General features: G+C 58.6%; 13 protein-coding genes and 1 pseudogene. 9 read left to right on the forward strand and 5 right to left on the reverse strand.

Translation table 11 applies throughout. The features are described 5' to 3' along the window. Positions 1-84: 84 nt before the first annotated feature. Positions 85-195, forward strand: a pseudogene (locus tag B9A97_RS29480) (integrase core domain-containing protein); the annotation flags it as partial. Positions 196-493: 298 nt separating this feature from the next. Here the strand turns inward: B9A97_RS29480 and B9A97_RS17660 are convergent. Further along, positions 494-3,262 carry a glycosyltransferase gene (locus tag B9A97_RS17660; RefSeq protein ID WP_084366687.1) on the reverse strand — a complete coding sequence of 923 codons (2,769 nt, stop codon included), beginning with the start codon at positions 3,260-3,262 and terminating at the stop codon, positions 494-496. A 13-nt stretch (positions 3,263-3,275) separates the two neighbouring features. After that, positions 3,276-7,187 carry an asparagine synthase (glutamine-hydrolyzing) gene (gene asnB / locus B9A97_RS17665; protein WP_084366688.1) on the reverse strand — a complete coding sequence of 1,304 codons (3,912 nt, stop codon included), beginning with the start codon at positions 7,185-7,187 and terminating at the stop codon, positions 3,276-3,278. Between the two features lie 762 nt (positions 7,188-7,949). Between asnB and B9A97_RS17670 the strand changes: the two genes are divergently transcribed. From B9A97_RS17670 to B9A97_RS17680, 3 genes are all read left to right on the forward strand, one after another. Continuing rightward, entirely contained in the window at positions 7,950-10,721 is a 2,772-nt protein-coding gene (locus B9A97_RS17670; RefSeq protein WP_143530561.1) for a hypothetical protein, read from the forward strand. Positions 10,722-10,914: 193 nt separating this feature from the next. Continuing rightward, a complete protein-coding gene (locus B9A97_RS17675) occupies positions 10,915-11,943 on the forward strand; it encodes a four-carbon acid sugar kinase family protein (protein WP_084366789.1) in 1,029 nt (342 codons plus the stop codon). Positions 11,944-11,945: 2 nt separating this feature from the next. Further along, entirely contained in the window at positions 11,946-12,671 is a 726-nt protein-coding gene (locus tag B9A97_RS17680; protein WP_084366690.1) for a FadR/GntR family transcriptional regulator, read from the forward strand. An 83-nt stretch (positions 12,672-12,754) separates the two neighbouring features. Here B9A97_RS17680 and B9A97_RS17685 read toward each other — a convergent pair whose 3' ends face one another. The 3 genes from B9A97_RS17685 to B9A97_RS17695 are packed head-to-tail and all read right to left on the reverse strand — an operon-like array spanning position 12,755 to position 16,021. After that, entirely contained in the window at positions 12,755-13,867 is a 1,113-nt protein-coding gene (locus tag B9A97_RS17685; RefSeq protein WP_084366691.1) for an iron-containing alcohol dehydrogenase, read from the reverse strand. A 5-nt stretch (positions 13,868-13,872) separates the two neighbouring features. Continuing rightward, complete coding sequence (gene pdxA / locus B9A97_RS17690; protein ID WP_084366692.1) at positions 13,873-14,829, reverse strand: 4-hydroxythreonine-4-phosphate dehydrogenase PdxA; 957 nt, start codon at positions 14,827-14,829, stop codon at positions 13,873-13,875. A 1-nt stretch (position 14,830) separates the two neighbouring features. Next, on the reverse strand, positions 14,831-16,021 hold the full coding sequence (locus tag B9A97_RS17695; RefSeq protein ID WP_084366693.1) for a sialidase family protein: 1,191 nt from the start codon (positions 16,019-16,021) through the stop codon (positions 14,831-14,833). A 330-nt stretch (positions 16,022-16,351) separates the two neighbouring features. On the opposite strand from B9A97_RS17695, the gene B9A97_RS17705 reads away from it, so the two are divergent. From B9A97_RS17705 to B9A97_RS17725, 5 genes are all read left to right on the forward strand, one after another. Then, on the forward strand, positions 16,352-17,851 hold the full coding sequence (locus B9A97_RS17705) for an ABC transporter substrate-binding protein (protein WP_084366695.1): 1,500 nt from the start codon (positions 16,352-16,354) through the stop codon (positions 17,849-17,851). Positions 17,852-17,931: 80 nt separating this feature from the next. Continuing rightward, on the forward strand, positions 17,932-18,846 hold the full coding sequence (locus B9A97_RS17710; protein ID WP_084366696.1) for an ABC transporter permease: 915 nt from the start codon (positions 17,932-17,934) through the stop codon (positions 18,844-18,846). 10 nt (positions 18,847-18,856) lie between these two features. Further along, positions 18,857-19,774: an ABC transporter permease gene (locus B9A97_RS17715; protein WP_143530563.1), complete on the forward strand. Its 918-nt coding sequence runs from the start codon at positions 18,857-18,859 to the stop codon at positions 19,772-19,774. Further along, entirely contained in the window at positions 19,767-21,386 is a 1,620-nt protein-coding gene (locus B9A97_RS17720; RefSeq protein ID WP_084366697.1) for an ABC transporter ATP-binding protein, read from the forward strand. The genes B9A97_RS17715 and B9A97_RS17720 overlap by 8 nt, the downstream gene beginning before the upstream one ends. Before the next feature lie 22 nt (positions 21,387-21,408). Next, entirely contained in the window at positions 21,409-22,290 is an 882-nt protein-coding gene (locus B9A97_RS17725) for a dihydrodipicolinate synthase family protein (RefSeq protein ID WP_084366698.1), read from the forward strand. Positions 22,291-22,446 lie beyond the last annotated feature (156 nt).

Raw genomic sequence — 22,446 nt, forward strand, 5'->3', positions numbered from 1 at the left:
CAACGGCCATCCAAATAGCCGGATCGATGACCTTATGCCATGGGCCTATGCCGAGAAGCCCATCTCAAAGGCCGTGGCCTAAGAACACCGCTTACGCTCATCGACGGATGGATCGAGGACTACAACGAAATCCATCCCCATTCCGCGCTCAAGATGGCTTCCCCTCGGCGGTTCATCAGGGCTAAATCAAACTAGCCTACTTGTCCGGTCAAACGGGGGCGCTCCACCGACTGCCCGCTGTCTCTACGCTCTCTCGGACGCATGCCAATGCTCTCATGAACACCCTGCCAAGCCCAGAGAATCATGATTTGCCAGGCTGCGCAATTTGCAAGTTTCCTCTGCCCACAACCGAGAAGTCTTGCAAAAACCAATATTTCAAACTGGATATTACCAAGCGATATCAGCGATATCCGAATTCTTCACGAACGACTGGATCTGAATTTCGGTCAATGCCGGAGGTGCCGGATGCGAGAGCCGCGCGAGCCAAGTTTGATCACAAGACTTCGTCCAGCAGCCTGATCCAGCCCTGGAGGTTTCGATCGTGGTTGAACACATCGAATGCCTTCAAACGAGCCGCCTTGCTCATGCGCTCCAGCCGGTCGCGATCAGCCTGAACGTCATTTATGAATGTTGCGAGCGTTTCAGGATCGTCCGCATAGAACCCATCTACACCTTGTTCGATAAAGAGCTCCACGTCGTGATTTCGCAGGGAAACCGGTATGACGCCCGTCATCATGGCCTCACCTCGAGATCGCGGCATGGGGGACCGCAGCGTAGTATTCAGATAGAAGCTAAAGCTGCGCACGGCGTCCACATAGGCACGAAATTTGCGCACTGCGAACGGGTTGCCGGTTTCCCGCTCCAGGGGCACCACGCGTGCAGGCAGTCGTTCAACGCGTATTCGATCATGAAGATGAGCCCGCACCGCTTCCTCTTCATAGTAGCCGCGGTAGTGAGGCCTGTCCTTGCCACCAACAACCAGAACGTCGCGGGTCAACGATGCCCGGGGATATTCAAGGGGATCAAATCCGTGCCAGAACACCCGAGAGCGATTGAAGCCCCATTCCGCCTGGGCCTGGAACGAATTGCAGACCACAGGTGCGCCAAGGTTCTCGAACCAGGAAACCAGCTGCTGCCGCGCTGATTCTATCTGGATGAACTCATCAATCGGTCCATCAGCCACTCCGTACTGACCAATGAAAGGCACAGTGCCATGGCACAAACCTATGACTGGAAGACCAGTCTCTGACAGCCTGCGGGCAGATTCCCCCCATCCAGGTGGCAGACGCCCGTTGGATAGAAATGGTATCAGCAGGTTTTCGTCGAAGTGGAGCAGGGCAACATCGTAGTCGGTGGGCCGAAGCTCTTGCCAGGGCAGGATCCTGACATTTGGTCTCTTTGGTCGCTCGTTATATGGCCACTGTTCGAAACCGGGCATTCCGCTTGCGCCGCTGATCATCGTAAATTGGGCCGGAAGCCGATGTAGCTCATATTGATGAGGCGCATGCCAACGGTAGCTCAGGATCCGGATGGGCGCCCTTCGGGCAACAGCAGGTGCGGCAACTGTTTCTGATGCGACATTTGCCAAACGTCGCAATGCCAGGGCTATCTCCTGATCCCGACCCGGAATTGCCTCGCTAAGTGTATCCTGCAAACGCGGTAAAGAGGCAGATCGGAATGGTCTTACACCGTGTGTCTGGCGGACGACTCCGCCATTTCTGTAGACCGACAGTCCCAATTCAAGCGCGGCACGAGCGGTGGACCATTCCGAATGCTCTGACGGCAGGAAGTTTAATGCCTCGACCAAGGCTGGAAGAGTGGTGGAGCGTTTCACCGACACACGGTCCAAGCCTGCTTCTATCACAGGTTCCGCCGTATCGAAGGATCTCCTCGATACGACGATATCGACGTCGTCAAAAAAATGCTCGAAGATATGTTCGGCAAGATCCTCACTCAAGCCGTCACGATCAGATTCGGCGATCATCAGGATCTCGCTGGATCCTGCTTTTGCCGCCTCCATTATCGTTGCGGCGGGTGGCCTGATGTGCACGGCGTCGGGCCATTGTCCGCTTGTTGAATGTACCTGGCAATTGACAGGAAAGATTGTCAGTGTCTGACCGGGAACGAGATCGAAAGTCGAAAGGTCTAGTTGGAGATCCGTCTGAGGCGGTGCGACCACAACAAGGTCGACGTCGTGTCGGCGGCGACGCGCGTGCGATATCAGATCCTGCACGACCGATGACGAAAGCGGATATCCAAGGGCAAGCACATTGTGGGAGATGGAATCCGTGATTTCGGCATTTCCGGCAATGAGACGACACTGGAAGTGGCAGCTTTGTGCCTGCCTTTCAAGTGCGCCAACCAGCCGTGAAGATGATGCGCTCATCCGGATCCGAGAGCGTTGTTCCTGGAAGCTATCGATGAAGAGTGTCGTCACGCCCCGGCGGTGAAGGGCGAAGCAGATTGCTTCAAATCGCGGGATATTGAAATCCGCAAAGCCAGTTGCGACAAAAGCCACCAGGTCGCTTTCCGCAAGGTTCGCCCACTCATCGTCAATATGCGCGGTATCCACCAAAAGCACGGACATGTCCGCGAACATGGAGGATATCCGGTCGAAAAGAGCCTGTTCCTGCCCCGAGGACAGATTTGCAACAACCGTTACGCGGTCACGGAAATTCCGCGAGCCGCCCTCTACAAAAGCCCGATCCTGACGATAGTCGACGAGAAGGTTGCGCGTAGAATGTCGGCCCACCGGTACGGTCGCCACAGGAAGCGCGATACAATTTTCAGTATTCGCCTCTGAGGAGAGCTTCAGAGACAGCAGGGCTCCCGGCATAAGCTTGAGATCATGCAAGTCCAGAATTCTTACGGACGCGCCGTCATGCAATCCTGTTGTGTCGAGTGTGCGTTCGAGGAGCGGTTCCCCTTCAGTGGTCTCCAGCTTTATCGATACGGGGCTGTTAGTTTGTCGGCCGTAAGTGAAGATGCGGACATCAAGCCCGAGTGGCGGCTTCGGTGGCACCGCCAACTTAAAGGACAGCGGATTTTCGGTAATCAAGGCGCGAGGCACCATGGTGTGCTCGTCCTCAGCCGTCAACCAGCAGGTTGTCCTGAATATCCGATCCTCATCCTGCCATAACAGGCTGGTCTCCAGTACTTCTTCGCGAGGTGTCTTGTCCGTCTCGACTTTTTGATCGTCGCTGTCCGATTTCTTTCTGTGTCTCCAGATTCGATGGCGTATACGTTCAAAAATCGACGCCATGATGCGGTTCCGCCTAGTTCGTCGCGCTTGATGCATTCATGGCAGCGATAATGACATCCATGCTATGCTTGCGGCTGAATTTCTCGCGAACATGCAACTTTGCAGCCGCGCCCATGGCGTTGCGAAGATCACCGTCCCGCAGCAATCTGAGGCTCGCCTCGACCAATCCGTCCACATCGCCCTTTGGTCTTACATAGCCTGTCTTTCCCTCAAGGACGATATCGCGGGTCGCGCCCGCGTCCGTTCCAACAACTGGTATGCCTGTGAAGCCGGATTCCAGCACGACGTTGGGCGTGCCTTCGAATTGCGCGGTGTGAAGAAGCATTGTCGAGAGGCCCATCAACACATTGATGTCCTTGCGAACGCCCAAAAATCGAAAGCGATTGGCCAATCCAAGCGTCTCTACATATTCCTTCACGGTCTTTGCCATGTGGCCAGTGCCCGCGTGTAGAAAGAGAGCATTTGGATTCTCAACGGCGACCTTCGCGCAAACCTTGACGAAGTCCAGCGGGTTCTTCTCTTCAGACAGGCGGAACACACCGAGGATGACCTGATCGGCGGAACTGATATTCAATGCCGATCTGAGCTTGCTGACATCCTGCTCCGAAGCTGGAGGGAATATCTGATCATCGATCGCATTTGTGATTGTCGCGATGTCACGAGCGTCGATTTTCAGCCAGTTGGCGTAATCGATATTTGCCTCGCTGAAGTTTCCGGTCGCCACGACACGTCCGGTCTTCAGAAGCGTCTTATAGGCAGTCCAGAACCAATCCTGATGGAAATAACCAAAATGCGTAGGATTGTAGTTTCGGAAGGAAATCCCGATGTGCGGCACCGCGTTCAGCAACCCGGCCGTCGCGGACAAAATGTTTGCTTCATCCAGCTGTGAAATCACTGCATCCGGCTGAAGTGCCCGGAAAGCAACACTCAGGCGTGCCAGGCCTTCGATGTTCGGAAAGTCATTTCCGAAGCGCCGTCTCAGATAAATGATCTCCGGGACAACATGCATGGATGCAGTATCCACGACCTCAACGCCAAATTTCCCCAGGAGATCCAGGTAATGGTCGTTTCCATCGTGGAGCGGAGAATAGGTTACCACGCTGACATCATATCCCGCCTCCTTGAGCGTCTGGGCCAGATAGGTCCATTGCCGTTCGGCACCGCCCGATGGCAGCGCATGGGTTACCAATGCAACTTTTGAACCAGGCGCCAGTGGCGTCTTCGGCCGCATGGGCGGAACCTGTGAGAGCAGTTTCTTATAAAACAGGTCTATTGGCTTTATATCGCGGGACTGGCTGCGCGTCTCATCGTCATCCGGAGTGCGGATGTAATTAATAAGGTCCCTGTTTTGGGCCTTGACTGGTACGATCGTGTAGAGCGCCTGTCCATCGGGATTCTGCCGTGTTCCGGACAGGCAAACAATTTGGTCGATGACGCAGTTTCGACCGGCACCGGCAACAAGGATTTCGTCCTGCCCCATTTGAACCGGGGACAACTGCCTGTCATTCTCGAAGATTGCGTATTTCGATGTGATTTCCCCAGGCTCCCGCAGAATGCCCTTGAACGGACCACTGTGGAAAAGATGACCGCCAACTCGAGCCATCGGAGCGACGCGCCCGCCCACTCTCTTAGCGTCGGCCGAAAAGGTTGCGACGGCATCACGCTTCAGCGCAAATTTCCTTCGCAGCTTCTGCGTGAAGCTGAACTTATTCAGCGTTATGTCCTCGGGCTCTCGCCCCGGAACACGATGGCAGCAGATGACGCGATGCACTCCGAGCGACGCCAGTTTTTGAAGCTCTTCAGTGTCAAGATGATGAGCAGCGTCTGCGTCAACAAAGACCAATGTGCTTTCGGCCAGGGATGTCAGCTCCGCGCTTGCTTCAACAGGCTTACCCCATGCGGAAAGAGCAAATGCGGGGCCAGTGCTCGTGACGGCAAACTTTCGATCGTAGAGTTTCCCGCAGAGCGGATCCAGGTCCATCGGCCAAGGCAGGCCACTCTCGTACTCAAGCTCCTTGAGGTCGGCGCCTAGCGTAACCAGGAAAGTCTTCTCGGCTATCGCAAATCCGTAGAGCTTGTTTGACCTCTTCGGACGTGACTGAGGCTGGTACTGGGGCAATTTGATGCTGCGCCCACGCAGCCACTGCTCCAGAATCAGAACCGGCCAGATTTCATAAAGATTGAAGCCAGAGCTGCTGTCATGACGCTTCAGGAATTCAGATATGACCTGATCGCCGAGGAAAGAACGCAAGACGCTGTCAGCGCCTAGTCTTTCCTTCATCAGAGAGACCATATGATCCTGGCCCCAGAGGCCCATCGGAAGACCGAAACCGCGCTTGGGCATATCGATCAGATGCCGCGGCAGATAGCGATAGGCTACCTCGCGCAGGACTCTTTTCCCCTTGCCCAGGTTGATCATATGAATGTCAGAAAGACCTTCGGCGAAGCGTGCGACATCGACGTTGAGGAACGGTGTGCGAACCTCAAGCGCATGCTGCATACTCATGACGTCCACCTTGGGCAGAACGGCGCCAGGGAGATAGTTATTGACGTCGGTACGCCGCATTGCAGCCAGAAGAGCAGGTCCCGCTCCATTCAGTTCGTCGCGAAGCTTCGTAACATGTGCCCTGACGGCCGGTGGTACCTGGCCGAAAAAGTCTGTCAGCCGCTCCAGGGGCATCGGCAGGATACGCGGACCATAGTAAACGTTGCCGGGGCGCCATAATGGCAGATCTTCGCGCAGCCCATATTCGTGTTCCGCCAGGGTGGCAATGTAACGACCGTAGCCGCCGAACATTTCGTCGCCGCCATCACCCGAGACGGCAACCGTTACGTCCTTGCGGGTAAACTGCGACAGCATGTAGGTCGGCATGCAGGAGGTATCGCCATTCGGCTCATCGATCACGTTCGAGGCCGACGTGATGAACTCTGCCATATCCGGGAGCACGATCTGCTCATGGTGGCGGGTACCAAGATGAGACGCAAATGCACGGGCAATTTCATGCTCGCTCGACGGCGAATCTTGAAAGCCCATCGAATAGGTGTGCAGTTCCGTACCGAGACGCTGGGTCGCGAGCGCGCACACGATGGAAGAATCGACACCGCCGGACAGGAAGGCGCCGAGCGGAACGTCGGCAATCAACCGGCGCTTCAGGCTCGTGACGAGAATTTCTTCGAGCTCATCAGCGAAATCGGCAATGCTTCTATCGGGCTTCGGGTTGTAACGCGGTTCGAAAGCGAAATAGCGTGTGGTTTCCAGGGTGCCTGATGCGCTCTTGGTGCCGTAGTGTCCCGGCAAGAGCTTGAACACCGATTTATATATCGTCCGTGGTGCGCCGATATATTGAAAGGCGAAGTATTCGGCTATCGCATCCGGATCGACCGTGTTGTCGAAGCCGGGCAATACCTCAAGGGCGCGCAATTCTGAAGCGAAGGCAAAAGTGCCATCATTCAGCGTCGTGTAATACAGGGGCTTTTCGCCGAAGGGGTCGCGGGCTACGGTCAGTTCACCGGTTTTCCGATCAAACAGGGCAAAAGCAAACATGCCGTCGAAGCGGGAAATTGCGGATGGTCCCCAATAGGCCAGCCCCTCGATCAGAACTTCAGTGTCGCTGCGGCTTGTGAACTGGATGCCCGCTCGTTCAAGCTCTTCGCGAATTTCCAGAAAGTTGTAGATCTCGCCGTTGAACGTGAGAGCATAACGCTCATCCCTGGAGAAGAACGGTTGCGATCCTGCCGACGTCACGTCGATGATGCTTAGACGTCTGTGGCCAAGGCAAGCCCGGCGCGCGGGATCCACCCAGACCCCGGAGCCATCAGGGCCTCGGTGGCGGATCGCATCGGTCATCGCGGTTACTTGATCGCGCATTTGTTCAACTGACAACACCGCATTTTGCGATGAGAACAGACCAGCTATACCGCACATTCTTGATTGTTCCTCATTACGGATGGCATCTCGGTTACATCAATCCAGTATGGTGACTCTGAACGAGGCAGCCGTTTTACATTTGATCTACGCTAGCAAAGAGAGCATGTGCCATGCATCCACGGCTGGCGCAATAATTCAACACCAGATCACCCACTCGCAAGCGCATCAGATGCTTGGGATCCGCCAGTTCGCAATGCATGAGTAGCGACGACCATTGACGTTCGAATGTGTTGAGTTGGAAGCTGCAAGGTAAGTCTTGTGGGCCACATCAGGAATTGCCCCGATCCGTGATCAGGCTTCATGCGAGACATGTGCCGGCGCCAAATGCAGGCCGCATGCACTTCTTGATGTGATTGGTGAAATTGCGAGTCTATCTTCTGACAAGGACTGTTCAAGAAAATTTGCCCAATTTTCTCCGAACCGGAAACGCATATGTACCACCTTGCTACCTGGATCATTGGGTTGCCTGATCAGCTTAGTTTGAATTCCATTTTTTTTAACCAAATGTAAACCGTAAAATAGGATGCTCCTGCAAATTTGCGGCTTTCCAGCCACCTTGGTTAAGAGCATTTTCCCAACTCAATCGAAGCCTATTTTGCGCCGTTTGGTACGGCGTGGCTTGGAGTGGCCAGGACGCCTCAAGCCATGTCGTCTTCAGTCATCGCTCAAAGCCTGTCGCTCAGGACTTCTGACCATTTGTCCGTCGCCAAAAACGGGACAGTTGCGATATATCGCACTCTGAAGCTGCGTGAGTGATGATTGAAATCGATGATGCAAATAAATCCGAGAATTTTTTTAGAATTACTTGCGCACGTTCTGATAGTTCTCGTGCTGATGACGCAGCTCGTCCCGGGCCTGGGTTTGTGGACAAAGCAGTCCCAAATCCAGATTCCGCAGATCAGATCCGACCAAGGTTTCGCCTATGTCGTTGAGCTTCCGGGTCTGGTTGCACCGTTTCCCTTCGTAATCTCTTCAGATGGTCCGGGTGCTCCAGCAGATTCGAGCCTGAGCCTCTACGAGGATGGTCGTCGTCTAGGTCCCGCGCATTCCTCTCACGGTCAGATACGTCAGGCCGGTTTGGGGGCCTATTCACATTGGAATGGCGGACTGCTTTTTTCCAGCAGTGACGGCAGCGATCCGAGGACCAATGGCCGTACTTACACGGCTAGCGCAGCAGCTGCGCCCAATCCCGGCGTCGTGATGGCGAGTTTTCTGGTGGCGGTCTTGCTGTGGCTCTTCCGCTGGCGCGACTATTTGCTGCTGATACGAGACAATAAGAGAGCAGGAATTATTGTCGGCTCGGTTATATTCTATCTCGTTTGCGTCCTGGTGTTTTTAGGCATGGGTAAGCAGGACGGTGAGGCCGTGTCGCTGCCCAATATATTTGGCGCATCGCTTATGGTCATGGCTACTGTCGCGGTTTCCGCCGTCTTCGAATACTTCGATGTATTTGGGCTCCGCTGGAAGGTTCCCCATATACTGCGGCGCCTCGCCTATCTGGTTTCCGGGTTTCTTGCCGTTGTCGCAGTAGGGTTCAGCTTGGGGCTTTTCCCCGCCATGAATGTCGGGGCTGCAGGTTTCGAGCCAATGCTGGCCGTTCAGGCCAAGCCGTCCGGCCTGGCTAGTGCGATCGTATTGCATGCGCTGGGGAGCCTGTTTGGCATTTTATTGCCTTTTCTCATGGGGTGCGGAGCGCTTGGTCATACCAAATTCGGCAGGTCCTTGTCTCTGCATGGTCTTATGCTCGCGGGCTATCCGATAGGTCTGGGTCTGGTGGCAGCGGGCGTGGTGTCCTTCCTGGCGCTCTCCTATGGCTGGGTCATATCGGTCGCAGTCCTGGTCGCTGCAGCTCTGGGATGGAGGATGTTGTCGGTCGATCGGCAGCTTCTTCGGCATTATTCCGTGCTGGTGGCGGCCCTATGCCCCTTTGGTTTGTTGTATGCCCTCTGGATCGGCCTTGATTGGCACGGCCCTTTTGCGGGAGCCGGAGGGCTAACATCAGGGGACCTCTCATTTTATTCAAACAGCATTTGGTCTCTACAAACCTATGGGCTCCCGATGCCCAATCTCGCTGTCGACGGTGAAAAGTTTGCTCAAGCCGGCGTGCCGAACATGCTGATACCCATGGTTGGCGCAATCTTCGCCAAGGCTATCCCACTCGATCCATATCTCTTCGTCATCTCATTCAGCACGATGGCCTATGTCTTGGGCATCGGTATTCTTCTGACGGCTTTTCTCTGCGAACATCGGCATGCCCCGATCGCACCGGCGGTTAAGGTCTTTATGGTGCTCGCGCTCATAGCGGCCGGTCGTTATCCTTACTGGATAGCCGAAAGTCCTCCAGTTGCTCATGCCATACCCGTTGCGGTGTCGATTTTCTGGTACAGTCTGCGCTTAAAAGGGACTGCCAAAGGCATAGCCGCTGGCATTCTCGCGGGCGTGCTCGGCTCTGCAGTTTCGAAGATTGTATCCTTGTCGTTTTTTGTGTGTCTCAGTCTGTGGCCGTTCGATGGAGACAAGCAGAAGCTCCATCGAATTCCGAAGTCCGTCCTGCTCGTGGGAGGGATTATTGTCGGCGCCTATGTGGTTTTGATGCTGTTGGTTTATGGGCAAATGTATCTGTCGATTGGCCGGTTTGGTTCGGAAAGCTACCGATATTACTGGAGCATCGACGCGAATATTCTTGCTGCCTGGCCTTTTATTGCCCGGGATTGCGGCGTTTTGTTTCTCCTGGCGCTATGCGTTTGGCTTCTTCCGATGCCGTTTAGCGTTGCGGTCGCATTCGTCACGTTTCTTGCTTACCCTTATCTTTTCCAGATAAACATGGCTCTGGCGGTATTGAGCCTGGCTTTGTTCTTCGTGATCGGGCCGGATATCTTCCGTCGGGCACCTGTCCCTTGGACGACAGCTATCGTGCTGACCGTCCCCGCCATGTTCTTTACCGATCCGTCCGGTATTATGACTGGCCCCATCTGGTTCGCGGTCGTTGCAGGCATTTTCTGTTGTGCCCTGGCTTTTTCTGCTTTTCGGCAGCAGGCGTCAAACTATGTCTCGACCGCATGCCGGATATCGGGCTTTGCCCTCGGCATGATCGGACTTCTGGTTGTTGCGGTGGAATCCAAGCATCTGAGTGTGGCAACACATCCCGTTGCCATTCCCTTCGACGCCATGGAAATCTGGGCGCAGGTGCGCAGCAAGACGGAGCCAGATACCCTGGTTTTCACCGACCAGACGTCACCCGATGATGCCGGAACAGTAACCGGCAAGAACAGCGTCGTTGTATCTGGAACCAGGCAAGTCTACGTCGCGAACTGGGTTCAATCCAGTCTGCGAACCAACGCGGAAGCCAAAAGCCAACGCTACCAGACGAACGAGGCTGTGCTGTCGGGACAAATTCGACCTGATGCCGTCGACATGTCTCGCCCGTACACGTCGTTTGCCGCTGTCGTGAAGGCTAGCCGGGTCATGCCAGCTGGATGGAGCCGACTGGGTGGCAATGCTGAATGGGCCTTGTATGCTTGGAACGGCTAGGCGTTCGATCGCCAGAGATGATGGGTTGGATCTCCGCCACCGTTCTTCGCCAGACAAACCCGCCTGATAAGGCAGTGCCCTCCCAAAAAAGACATAGGTGTTCAAGTCTACACCATTTGTCATTCTATCGTTGCATCTTACTGGAAAGGCGAGCATATTCTCGTCAAGAAGATAACAACATGGAGTGCGTTTCGTGCTGGTCATCATCGCGGACGATTTGACGGGGGCGTTGGATACGGCGGCTCCGTTTGCTGCGCGCGGCCTGCATACTGAGGTCGCCCTGACGGTGGAAGCGGTCACGAGAGGTGTGGCGAAAGCGCCTGAGGTGCTGTCTATCAACCTTGCTTCCCGGGAGAAATCGGACCGCGAGGCATTCCAGGCCGCAAGCCGGGTTATGGAGTTGCTTCCGCCTGGGATTCGCCTGTTCAAGAAGATCGACTCCCGGCTCAAGGGTCATGTGGCAGCCGAGCTCGACGCCATTCCCTTTCGTCACGCTCTGGTCGCCCCCGCCATTCCCGCATTCGGCCGTGTTGTCCGTGACGGACACGTCCAGGGTTTCGGTGTGGTTGAACCGATTTCCGTGGCAGGTGCTCTGAGGCACCATGCGTCGCGATCGCGTATCGTTGACGCGGAATCTGAGCAGGATCTGCAGGTGGCTCTGGCCGAGGCTGATGCCGAGGGCATTGACTTGCTTGTCGGCGCGAGGGGGTTGGCTGAGGCGCTGGCACGGGACATGACCGGTCGGGCGGATGCGGAACTCGTGAGGCCGCCGACAGGCAATGGGCTTTTTGTCATCGGTTCGCATGACCGCATCACGCTTGAACAGATGGATCGTCTTCGCGGCCTCTCCAGCGTCCATGCGGTCGCGGCTCCAAACGGTATTTTGGCAAGCGCCGTTCCTGAGGACGCCTCGCAAATTCTTGTCCAGGCCACACCGGGTAAAACAGTTATCTCCTCCGATGATGTTGCGCAAAACCTGGCCTCGTCAGTGCATCCTGAATTGACGGAGCGGGCTGAGACCCTTCTTCTGTGTGGCGGCGCCACGGCCGAGGCTGTTCTGGCCCGCATGGGGATTGAGTGCTTTCGGCTGCAAGGCGAGTGCCTGCCCGGTCTTGGGCTGGCCTATGCCGGCAAGCAATGCATCATCGCCAAATCAGGCGGGTTCGGGCCACCCGAGACATTGGTGCATCTCGCCCAAGCGCTGCACAAGGGCATGGATTGACGATGGGACTACAAAGCGGAACTGCGCGAAAAAGCCTGCCCGACCTCGTCTTCGAGCGGATGCACCGGGCCATCAAATCGGGCGCCTATCAGCCGGACGAGCGTCTTCCGACGGAGCACGACCTTGCCATCGAGTTCGAGGTGTCGCGTCCCATAATCCGCGAGGCCCTGCGGCGGCTGCGTGATCAGGGCCTGATCTATTCCAGGCGCGGAGCAGGCAGTTTCGTTCGTTCTGTCGGCATGAAGCAGCCCCTGGGTTTTGGTCAGTTGGAGAATGTGGCGGATCTTTTGAACTGCTACGAGTTTCGGCTGACCGTCGAGCCGGCGGCAGCTGAAGCGGCGGCCATGCGGCACACCCCTGCCGCTTTGGTATCGATCCGGGAGGCGCTGGAATTGATGCGGGATGCGACCAACCGACAGGCGCATCGTGAGGATGCAGATTTCCAGTTCCATCTCGCCATCGCACGGGCGGCAAACAACAGCTACTTCTCCACCGCCATGGAGGCGCTGAAGGACCATATTGCAGTCGGCATGCGGTTTCACGGTGTTTCGGTCAAGCGTGACAATGCCGGTCTGTTGCGGGTCTTTGCGGAACATGAGGCGATTGCGCAGGCAATCGAGTCGGGCGAAGGGGCTCGGGCCAAAGAGCTGATGCATGCCCATTTGACCGGCTCGCGCGCGCGCCTGTTTCAGGCCAGCGGCTCGCTCATGGCGTCATCCGAGGAATGAGCCGCCGGGCGGCTTGAAGCAATGGCGCTCCCGAAGACCGACAGGGGACCCGAGGGGCCTCTCTATTTCTCTATGAAATGCCCTCAATAGGCAGCCCGATAGATGGCCAGCGCGTCCTCGACCGACATGTCGGCCGGATTGTTGTCCATCAGCCGGCGATTGGCGTGCGCCTCGGCCGCGTAGCCCGCGAGCGCATCCTCCGCAGCGCCGTGACGCGACAGCTGCATCTCGATATCGAGGTCTGAGCAGAAGCGGCATGCTTCGTCCAGCAGGGCATCGCGTGTGTTGGCGCTGAAGCCCAGAGCTTCGGCGACTTCCGCCGTCTTCTCGGCGACCACGGGCTGGTTGAAGGCGAGCACATGCGGGAAGACGATGGCATTCGCCAGCCCGTGTGGCAGGCCGAGCCGGGTGCCGAGCGGGTAGGCGATGGCGTGACCGGCGGCGGTATTGACCGGGCCGAGGCAGATCCCGCCATAGTAAGAGGCCAGCATCATGCCTTCGCGCGCTTCGGTATCGGCGCCGTCCTTCACAGCGCGGGCGAGATATTTGCCGACCAAGCGGAAACCCATACGGGCAAAGCCGTCGATCATGGGATGGGCGCGCTTGTTGGTGAAGGCCTCGACGCAATGGGCCATGGCATCGACCCCGGTTGCCGCGGTGACGGCCGGCGGCACCGTGAAGGTCAGTTGCGGATCGAGAATCGCGACGTCTGCGATCATGTGGGGGCTTTCGACGGCGATCTTTGCGCCCTTCACCGGATCAGTGATCAGCGAGCGGATACCGGCTTCCGATCCGGTACCGGCGGTGGTCGCTACTTGCACCAGACGCGTGTTACGACCCAAGACCTTGTTGGGACCGGCGACGTCTGCGAGTGTCTGTTCGCCGTCCCAAAGCGCGGCGACAAGCTTGGCCACGTCGAGAACCGAGCCGCCGCCGAGCCCGATGACGGCCTGCGGACGTAGCTTGCGTGCCACGCCGAGTGCCGCTTCCAGGGTCGCGATATCCGGCTCTCCGGGTATCGCGTCGAAGACCTCGACCTTGCCCGACAGCTTCAGGCGATCGACGAAGCCGGCGGTGATCGGGGTGGCAATGACCAGCGTCGAGGCCGCAGTGCCAAGGAGACCGCCGACCTCGCCGATGGTTCCGGCGCCGACGATAAGGCGTCGTGGCTGGTGCAGGGTGATGGCTGCGGTCATGGGTGTCATCCTTGCTTGGCTTTGCCGGCCACCAGTTTGCGGGCATAGGCGATGGCGGAATTCATGTTGCCGTGGTTGGCGATGCCCTTGCCGGCGATGTCGAAGGCCGTGCCGTGGTCGACCGAGGTGCGGTCGATGGGCAATTCGACGGAGACATTGACGGCGGTGTCGAAGGCCACGAGCTTGATAGGAATATGGCCCTGATCGTGATACTGGGCGACAACCAGGTCGAAGGCGCCGGAATAGGCCCGGTAGAACACGGTGTCGGCAGAAATAGGCCCCTGTACGTCGATGCCTTCGGCGCGGGCGACTGCGATAGCCGGTGCAATCTGGTCATCATCCTCGGTGCCGAACAGCCCGTTTTCTCCGCAATGGGGGTTCACGCCGGCCACGGCAATCCGGGGCTTGTCGTAACCGATGCGCTTCAGGTGCGCGTTGCCGGCCTTGATCGTCGCCAAAACCCGCTCGGTCGTGGCGCGGCGGATCGCTTCCTGCAGCGAGACGTGGGTCGAGACGTGAATCACCTTGAGGCGCTCGGAGGCGAGCAGCATGTAAGCGGCTTTCGAGCCGGTGAGGCTGCGCAGCATGCCGGTGTGGCCGTCATAATGGTGGCCCGCAAGATTCAGGGCCTCCTTGTTGATCGGGGCGGTCACGATGCAATCGATCACGCCCGCCTCGGCGTCTCGCACGGCCTTTTCGATGAAACGAAAGGCCGCGTCGCCGGCGACCGGGGTCAGCGTGCCCCAGGGCAGCGGCGCACCTTCTACCTCCAGGTCGATGACGTGAGGGCCAAGATCCAGGCTGATGCCGAGCGCCTGGCGAGCGGCCTCTAGCGTCGCGAGATTACCATAGATGCGCGTTGCCGCGCGGTCATCTGCCGACATCTCGGCCAACGCCCGGACCGAGATTTCGGGCCCGACGCCGCAGGGATCGCCCATGGTGATGCCGATAATACCGCTCATGTCATTCTCCATTTTCGCGACGATCCCAGCCGGGGGCCAGCCGGACATATTTGATCGCACGTCTGTGATAGGTGTAGGCGATATGCAAGGTGCCATCGGGGCCGGCAAGCAGCCAGGGATAGGACATTTCCTTGTTTCGTCCATCGGTGGAGTCGTTCGACAGGCAGGTGCCCGGACCATCCTCGATCAGGATGCGATGCGGGAATGTCTTGCCGCCATCCGCGGAAATGCAGACGGCAACCGGCGCGCGCGGCACTCCCCAGATCGGGGCGCAGCCCCCGGTCGGGTCCGCCTCCGGCCTGTCGTCCGCCTCGCCGAGTTCATCGTAGAGGGAGGTTCGACGGTCTGGGGAGGCCGCGGCGTTGACGGGATTGCCGATGATCGCGATGCGTCCCCCGTCCAAGGAAATTGCTGCAATCGAGGAATTGTTGTTCGGCATGTCGGTTGGCTGTGGAGCACTCCAGGTCCGGCCGTCGTCGTTGCTCTCCGTTCGGTAGACGAAATCAGCCTGTCTCCGCCGGAAAAAGGCAGCCATGTTCTTCGGAGCCAGCGGCACCGGTGACATGTGGACACAGCCGATGGACTGGTGGAGTTCTTCCAGCCGCCAGGTTGCGCCAGCGTCTTCGCTGATGCCGAGGGCTGCCGTGTCATGGCTGCCGTTCCACTTCTGCCCGGGACGGGGAATGCATCTGAAAATCGGCAGCAGCCAGGCGCCATCGGAGCGCACGACCACCGGAGCGCGCACGAAGCTGCCGCGCGGCAGGTCGAGATAGCGGCCTTCTGTCGTCGTCAGTTTTGTTGGGTCGGAGGCATCGCTCGCCACTTCGGCCATGCGGATGCGGCATTCGTCCTGGTTTCCTGAGGGCTGCGAGGTGTGGAACAGAAGCAGGCGTCCATCGGGCGCCTGAAACAGCACTGGATTTTGTTCGGAATGCGCAGGGTCGAAGCTCAGGCGTTGCGGCGGCCCCCAGTTGGAGGCATCTGGCGTCAGAACGGAGGCATAGATCGAAATGTCTGACTTCCCCTCCAGCGATCCACCGAACCATGCGCAGATCAGGCTGCCATCCTCACGCAGATGCAGAAAGGAAGCATGGTTCTGCACCATCGGCGAAGGAAGAAGTGCTTCCAATCGTCCAGGCTGAGCTTCAGTGAGTGCGCCGGTCATCTTCCGGGCGATGTCGTCAGGTGTCATGATCGCTCCTCTTGCCTGTCGAAATCCGTCTTTTTTGCAAAGTTGTCAAGTTTATTTATGTTGATGTGACGATTGAGCGAATCATATTCGCTTTATAAAATATTGAAAAATATAGCTTATTTTTGGATTTTGATTTTGGATCGAACTTACATCGCTAAATGATTTGACAAAAACAGTGCGGTGATGGATGGTTTGGCCATGCCGGCCTGGAGGTCGGCGCGGGAGGCGGTCATGCAGGCGGGAGCGGCAAGGACGATTTCCCGCGATATCGTATTTCCGCGCGCTTGGCCGCCTGGGCTTTGGATAGAATCATCTGGGAGGAGAATGAACATGAGAAAGACTGCATTGCTTTGCGCCCTGGCGATGGGCTCTGCGCTATCGCCTGCCTATGCGGGGTCTGGCCCCATCAAGGTGGTTCTGGCTGAAGAGGCCGATCTGCTGGAGCCCTGCATGGCGACGCGCTCGAATATCGGCCGTATCATCATGCAGAATGTCAGCGAGACGCTGACCGAGCTCGACGTTCGCGGCGGCACCGGCGTGCAGCCCCGGCTGGCAGAGAAATGGGAGCAGAACGCTGACGGCAGCTGGCGCTTCCATGTGCGCCAGGGGGTCAAGTTCTCCGACGGTACGGGCCTTGACGCGAAGGACGTCAAGCACAGCTTCGACCGCATCATGAGCGACAAGAATGCCTGCGAATCCCGCCGCTATTTCGGCGGCATGACCATCACGCCGACAATCGTCGATGACTATACCGTCGATTTCAAAGCTGATCCGGTGCAGCCGATCCTGCCGTTGCTGATGTCGCTGGTCACGATCGTTCCGGAAGAGACCCCGCTTGAATTCGTTCGCGAGCCAGTCGGTACCGGACCGTACAAGCTGACCAACTGGACGCCCGGCCAGCAGATCGTTCTGACCAGCCGCGACGACTACTGGGGCAAGAAGCCCGAGGTGACGGAAGCGACCTACCTGTTCCGCGCCGACCCTGCCGTTCGTGCCGCCATGGTTCAGGCCGGTGAGGCTGATCTGTCGCCGTCGATCTCGCAGCTCGATGCGACCAATCCGGCCACGGACTTCTCCTATCTCGACAGCGAAACCGTGTATCTGCGCATCGATCACAACATCGAGCCGCTGAATGATATCCGTGTGCGCCGCGCACTCAATCTTGCCATCGACCGCCAGGCCTTTATCGGTACCCTGGTTCCGGACGGTGCGATCCTGGCGACCGCGATGGTGCCGCCGCCGACCCTTGGCTGGAACAAGGACGTGAAGGTTCCGGCCTATGATCCCGAAGCGGCCAAGAAGCTGATCGAGGAAGCCAAGGCCGCTGGCGTGAAGGTCGATACGCCGATCACCATCATCGCCCGTTCGGCCAACTTCCCGAACGTCACCGAGATCATGGAAGCGATCCAGCAGCAGTTGCAGGAAGTCGGCCTCAAGGTCGAGCTGAAGTTCGTCGAAGTCGCCGAGCACGAGCAGTATTACTCCAAGCCCTTCGCCGAAGGTCGCGGCCCGCAGCTCGTCGCCGCCATGCACGACAATTCGAAGGGGGATCCGTCCTTCTCGATGTTCTTCAAGTATGCGACCGAGGGCACCCAGTCTGGCTTCTCGGATCCGAAGGTCGATGACCTGATCAAGCGCGCATCCGCGGCCGTCGGCGACGAGCGTCCGAAGCTGTGGTCGGAACTGATCGCCTACCTGCATGATGATGTCGTCGCTGATGTCCTTCTCTTCCATATGGTCGGCTTCTCGCGTGTCTCCGAGCGCCTGGACTTCAAGCCGACCATGGCGACGAATTCCATGCTCCAGCTTTCCGAGATCAAGATAAAGTAAGTGCCGGGCGGCATCGCCGTCCACTCAACGCAAGTCATGCGGCGGGATGATCCCGCCGCACCGTTTTCTTCGAGGGCGCCATGCTGAGCTTCATTCGAAAACGCGCCGTGGCCAGTCTGATCTCCCTGATCGGGCTCGTGGTCATGGTGTTTTTCCTCTCCCGCCTGACCGGCGATCCGGCCGCACTGTTCCTGCCGGTCGAAGCGTCGGAAGAGATGAAGAACCAGTTCCGGGAGTTGCATGGTCTCAACGATCCCCTGATGGTTCAGTTCGGCCGCTATGTCGGTGATGTCCTGACGGGCGATCTCGGCGAATCCCTGCGCAAGGCCCGGCCGGCGCTCGACGTTGTGCTCGAAGCCTTTGTCTGGACGCTTTGGCTTGCCGTCATCACCATGAGCCTCGTGACCGCCGCCGCCATCGTCGTCGGCTCGCTCGCCGCGTTTCGCGCGGGTGGCTTCTTCGACCGCGTCTCCTCCATCCTGTCGCTTGTCGGTGCCTCGGTCCCCGATTTCTGGCTGGCAATCGTCGCCATCGTCATCTTTGCCGTCAACCTCGCCTGGCTTCCGACCTCTGGCACCGGGACGATCTGGCACTGGATCCTGCCGATCGCGGTGCTGTTCGTCCGTCCCTTCGGCATCATCGTTCAGGTGGTGCGTGGGTCGATGATCTCGGCGCTGTCGTCCGCCTACGTCAAGACGGCGCGTGCCAAGGGGGTTAAATCAACCCCGATCATCTTCATCCACGCGCTGCGCAATGCCATGCTGCCGGTCATCACCGTGATCGGCGACCAGGCGGCGAGCCTGCTCAACGGCGCCGTCATCATCGAAACGATCTTCGGCTTCCCCGGAGTCGGCAAGCTGATGATCGATTCCATCCTGCAGCGCGATTTCAACGTGGTGCTGGCGGCGATCCTGGTGACGGCGCTTGCCATTTTCCTCATGAACCTGCTGATCGACCTGGCCTATGCGCTGCTCGATCCGCGCATCCGGCATTGAGGAGCTGACGATGTCGATTGACGCTGCCGTCATTCTGGACGAGCCTCCTTTCTACAAGCGCATGTTCCGCATGCTGCTTGCCGACAAGTTTGCGCTCTGTGCCGCCATCTTCCTGCTCATCGTCGTGGTGGTTGCTTTCGTCGGCCCGAGCTGGCTTGGCGATCTCGCCACCAAGCAGAACCTGCGCGGCCGCAATGCCGCGCCCTTCGATTTCGAAAAGGCCTGGGTCTGGTGGATGGGGGCGGATGCGCTCGGCCGGCCGCTTTTGGCGCGTATCATCGTTGCGACGCAGAACACGATCATGGTGGCGGCCGGTGCCGTGTTGATTTCGGCTGTGGTGGGAACGGTGCTCGGCCTCTTCGCCGGGTTTTCATCACCGCGCGTCAGCCAGATCATCATGCGTCTCGCCGACGTCATCATGTCCTTCCCGTCGCTGCTGATCGCCGTCATCGTGCTCTACATCCTTGGCTCGTCGATCCTGAACCTGATGCTGGTGCTGGCGATCACCCGCATCCCCGTCTATTTGCGGACGACCCGGGCCGAGGTGCTTGAGATCCGCGAGCGCATGTTCGTGCAGGCTGCCCGCGTCATGGGAGCGTCGAGCAAGCGCATCCTCTTCCGCCACATCCTGCCGGTGGTCTTGCCCACGCTGACGACGCTCGCCACCCTCGACTTCGCCTATGTTATGCTGGCCGAAAGCGCCTTGTCCTTCCTCGGCATCGGCATCCAGCCGCCGGAGATCACCTGGGGGCTGATGATCAGCCAGGGACGGCAATACCTTACCAATGCCTGGTGGCTATCCTTCTGGCCGGGTCTGGCGATCATCCTCACGACGATGTCGCTGAACCTTCTCTCCAACTGGCTGCGGATTGCGCTTGATCCCGTGCAGCGCTGGCGTCTGGAAATGAAAGGCGGCAAGAATGGCTGATCACCTGCTCGAAGTCCGCAACCTCTCCGTCGAGTTCCATACGGCGGTCGGCGTGGTCAAGGCCGTGCGCGGCATGTCCTATCATCTCGATCGGGGTGAAACGCTGGCCATTCTCGGCGAGAGTGGCTCGGGCAAGTCGGTCTCGTCTTCGGCGATCATGAACCTCATCGACATGCCGCCAGGGCGCATCAGTTCCGGCGAGATCCTGCTCGATGGCGTCGATCTTCTGAAAATGCCGGCTGCCGAACGGCGCGAGGTCAACGGGCGCCGCATCGCCATGATCTTCCAGGATCCGCTCAGCCATCTCAATCCGGTCTATACCGTGGGATGGCAGATCCGCGAGGCGCTGACGACCCATGGGACCGATGCCGCCAAGGCGCAGGCCGAGGCATTGCGGCTTCTCGGTCGTGTCGGCATCCCCGATCCCGAACATGCCCTCAACAAATACCCGCATGAGTTTTCCGGCGGCCAGCGGCAGCGCGTGATGATCGCGATGGCGCTGGCGCTGCGGCCGGATCTGCTGATCGCGGACGAGCCGACCACCGCGCTCGATGTCACCGTGCAGGCGGAAGTGCTGGCGCTGCTGAAGGAGTTGCAGCGGGAAACGGGAATGGCCGTTCTCATCATCACCCATGATCTCGGCGTCGTCGCTGAGATCGCCGACCGTGTCGTGGTAATGGAGAAGGGCGTGCTGGTCGAGGCCGGCTCGGTGCGGGAGGTCTACAAGAACCCGCAGCATCCCTATACCAGGAAGCTGATCGCAGCCGCCCCGGGCAAGGGCGCTATGCACGAGCCTCTGAAGGGGGCGGAGCCGGTGTTGAGCGTGCGGGATGTGCGCAAGAATTACGGTGCCTTTGCCGCATTGAAAGGGGTTTCCTTCGATCTGCTCGCTGGCGAGACGATGGCTGTCGTCGGGGAAAGCGGGTCGGGCAAATCGACACTTGCGCGTATCCTGCTGCGGCTCGATGAGCCGGATTCCGGATCGGCGCTGTGGAAGGGCCGGGACCTGTTCCAGCTGTTGCCGGCGGAACTCTACAAGCTCCGGCGCGACCTGCAGATGGTGTTCCAGGACCCGACGCAGTCGCTCAATCCGCGCATGACGGTTTACCAGCTGATCTCGGAGGCTTGGGTCATCCATCCCGACATCCTGCCGAAAGCGAAGTGGCGGGAGCGGGTGGCGGAACTGCTGACCCAGGTCGGTTTGGGGCCGGAGCATATGGGGCGCTATCCGCACCAGTTTTCGGGCGGTCAGCGCCAGCGTATCGCCATTGCCCGGGCTCTCGCGCTCGAGCCGCAACTGATCATTTGCGACGAAGCGGTTTCGGCGCTCGATGTGTCGGTACAGTCCCAGGTGATCGCGCTGCTCGACAAGCTGCGAAAAGAGATGGGCATCGCTTTTATCTTCATCGCCCATGACCTGCCTGTGGTGCGTGATTTCGCCGACCATGTCATGGTCATGCAGAAGGGTGAGGTGGTGGAACTCGGCACCGTGCGCGAGATCTTCGAGACACCGAAGAAGGCCTATACCCAGGCGCTGCTCGCCGCGGGGCTCGATCCCGATCCGGAAGTGCAGGCCCAGAACCGGGCGGCGCGGCTGAGCCGCGCGTCCTGACATCAATCCCCGGAGACAATCCATGTCCAAAAAAGCCTTTGTCGCGCTCGTCACCTGCTTCAACGAAGACGAAACGATCAATTACGAGGCGACCCGTGCCCAGGTGCGCCGCCAGGTCAAGGCCGGCAACAACATCATGTGCGCGGGCACCAATGGTGATTTCACCGCGCTGACATTCGAGGAGAAGGTGACACTGGCCGAGGCGGTCGTCGATGAAGTCGGCGGCAAGGTCGATGTCATCGTCAATGCCGGGATGCCGGCGACGTTTGAGACCATCAAGCTGGCGAAGGAATTCGACCGCATCGGCGTGACGGCGATTGCCGTGATCACGCCCTTCTTCATCGCCTGCACCCAGGACGGCCTCATCCGGCATTTTTCGACCGTTGCCGATGCCGTGAAGACACCAATCTATCTCTACGACATTCCCGCCCGCACCCAGAACCATATCGAGCCTGAAACGGCCCGCAAGCTGGCGGCCCACGGCAACATCGCCGGCATCAAGGATTCCGGCGGAGCCAAGGAAACCTTGGAAGCCTATCTTGCCGTCTCCCGTGACGTGCCGGGTTTCGACGTCTATTCCGGCCCTGACCATCTCGTGCTCTGGGCGCTGCAAAATGGTGCGGCCGGCTGTATCTCTGGCCTCGGCAACGCACTTCCTGACGTGCTTGCGGGCATTTTGAACGGCTATAACAGCGGCGACATCGCCGAGGCCGAGCGCCAGCAGGCGATCTTCACCGCCTTCCGAACCGACCTTTATGCGTTGGGCTTTGCGCCCGCCATGGTCAAGCGCGCGCTCTACCTGCAGGACGCATCCGTCGGTGCCAGCCGCCAGCCGGCACTGCTGCCCGATCCGGAGCAGGATGCCAAGATTGCCGAGATTTTGCGGCGGTTCGGCGTAATGTAAGCCGCCTGCAGCGGCTTCTTGCATCCCAAGTTTGGGTACACGAACATGTGATGGCATCGGCAGGCCTACCCGTGCTCTCATCGCGTGACCGTATGTAACATTTCCTCCTCGCCAAGCGTATTTGATTTCAGGCTGGGTGTTGCGTGGAATATACCG

Source organism: Rhizobium sp. RU36D (assembly GCF_900176345.1).
Lineage (GTDB): Bacteria > Pseudomonadota > Alphaproteobacteria > Rhizobiales > Rhizobiaceae > Allorhizobium.

Coding starts and splice junctions, on each gene's coding strand:
- B9A97_RS17660 (WP_084366687.1), bottom strand. CDS start 3,262: ATGGCGTCGATTTTTGAACGTATACGCCATCGAATCTGGAGACACAGA.
- asnB (WP_084366688.1), bottom strand. CDS start 7,187: ATGTGCGGTATAGCTGGTCTGTTCTCATCGCAAAATGCGGTGTTGTCA.
- B9A97_RS17680 (WP_084366690.1), top strand. CDS start 11,946: ATGGGACTACAAAGCGGAACTGCGCGAAAAAGCCTGCCCGACCTCGTC.
- B9A97_RS17685 (WP_084366691.1), bottom strand. CDS start 13,867: ATGACCGCAGCCATCACCCTGCACCAGCCACGACGCCTTATCGTCGGC.
- pdxA (WP_084366692.1), bottom strand. CDS start 14,829: ATGAGCGGTATTATCGGCATCACCATGGGCGATCCCTGCGGCGTCGGG.
- B9A97_RS17695 (WP_084366693.1), bottom strand. CDS start 16,021: ATGACACCTGACGACATCGCCCGGAAGATGACCGGCGCACTCACTGAA.
- B9A97_RS17705 (WP_084366695.1), top strand. CDS start 16,352: ATGAGAAAGACTGCATTGCTTTGCGCCCTGGCGATGGGCTCTGCGCTA.
- B9A97_RS17710 (WP_084366696.1), top strand. CDS start 17,932: ATGCTGAGCTTCATTCGAAAACGCGCCGTGGCCAGTCTGATCTCCCTG.
- B9A97_RS17715 (WP_143530563.1), top strand. CDS start 18,857: ATGTCGATTGACGCTGCCGTCATTCTGGACGAGCCTCCTTTCTACAAG.
- B9A97_RS17720 (WP_084366697.1), top strand. CDS start 19,767: ATGGCTGATCACCTGCTCGAAGTCCGCAACCTCTCCGTCGAGTTCCAT.
- B9A97_RS17725 (WP_084366698.1), top strand. CDS start 21,409: ATGTCCAAAAAAGCCTTTGTCGCGCTCGTCACCTGCTTCAACGAAGAC.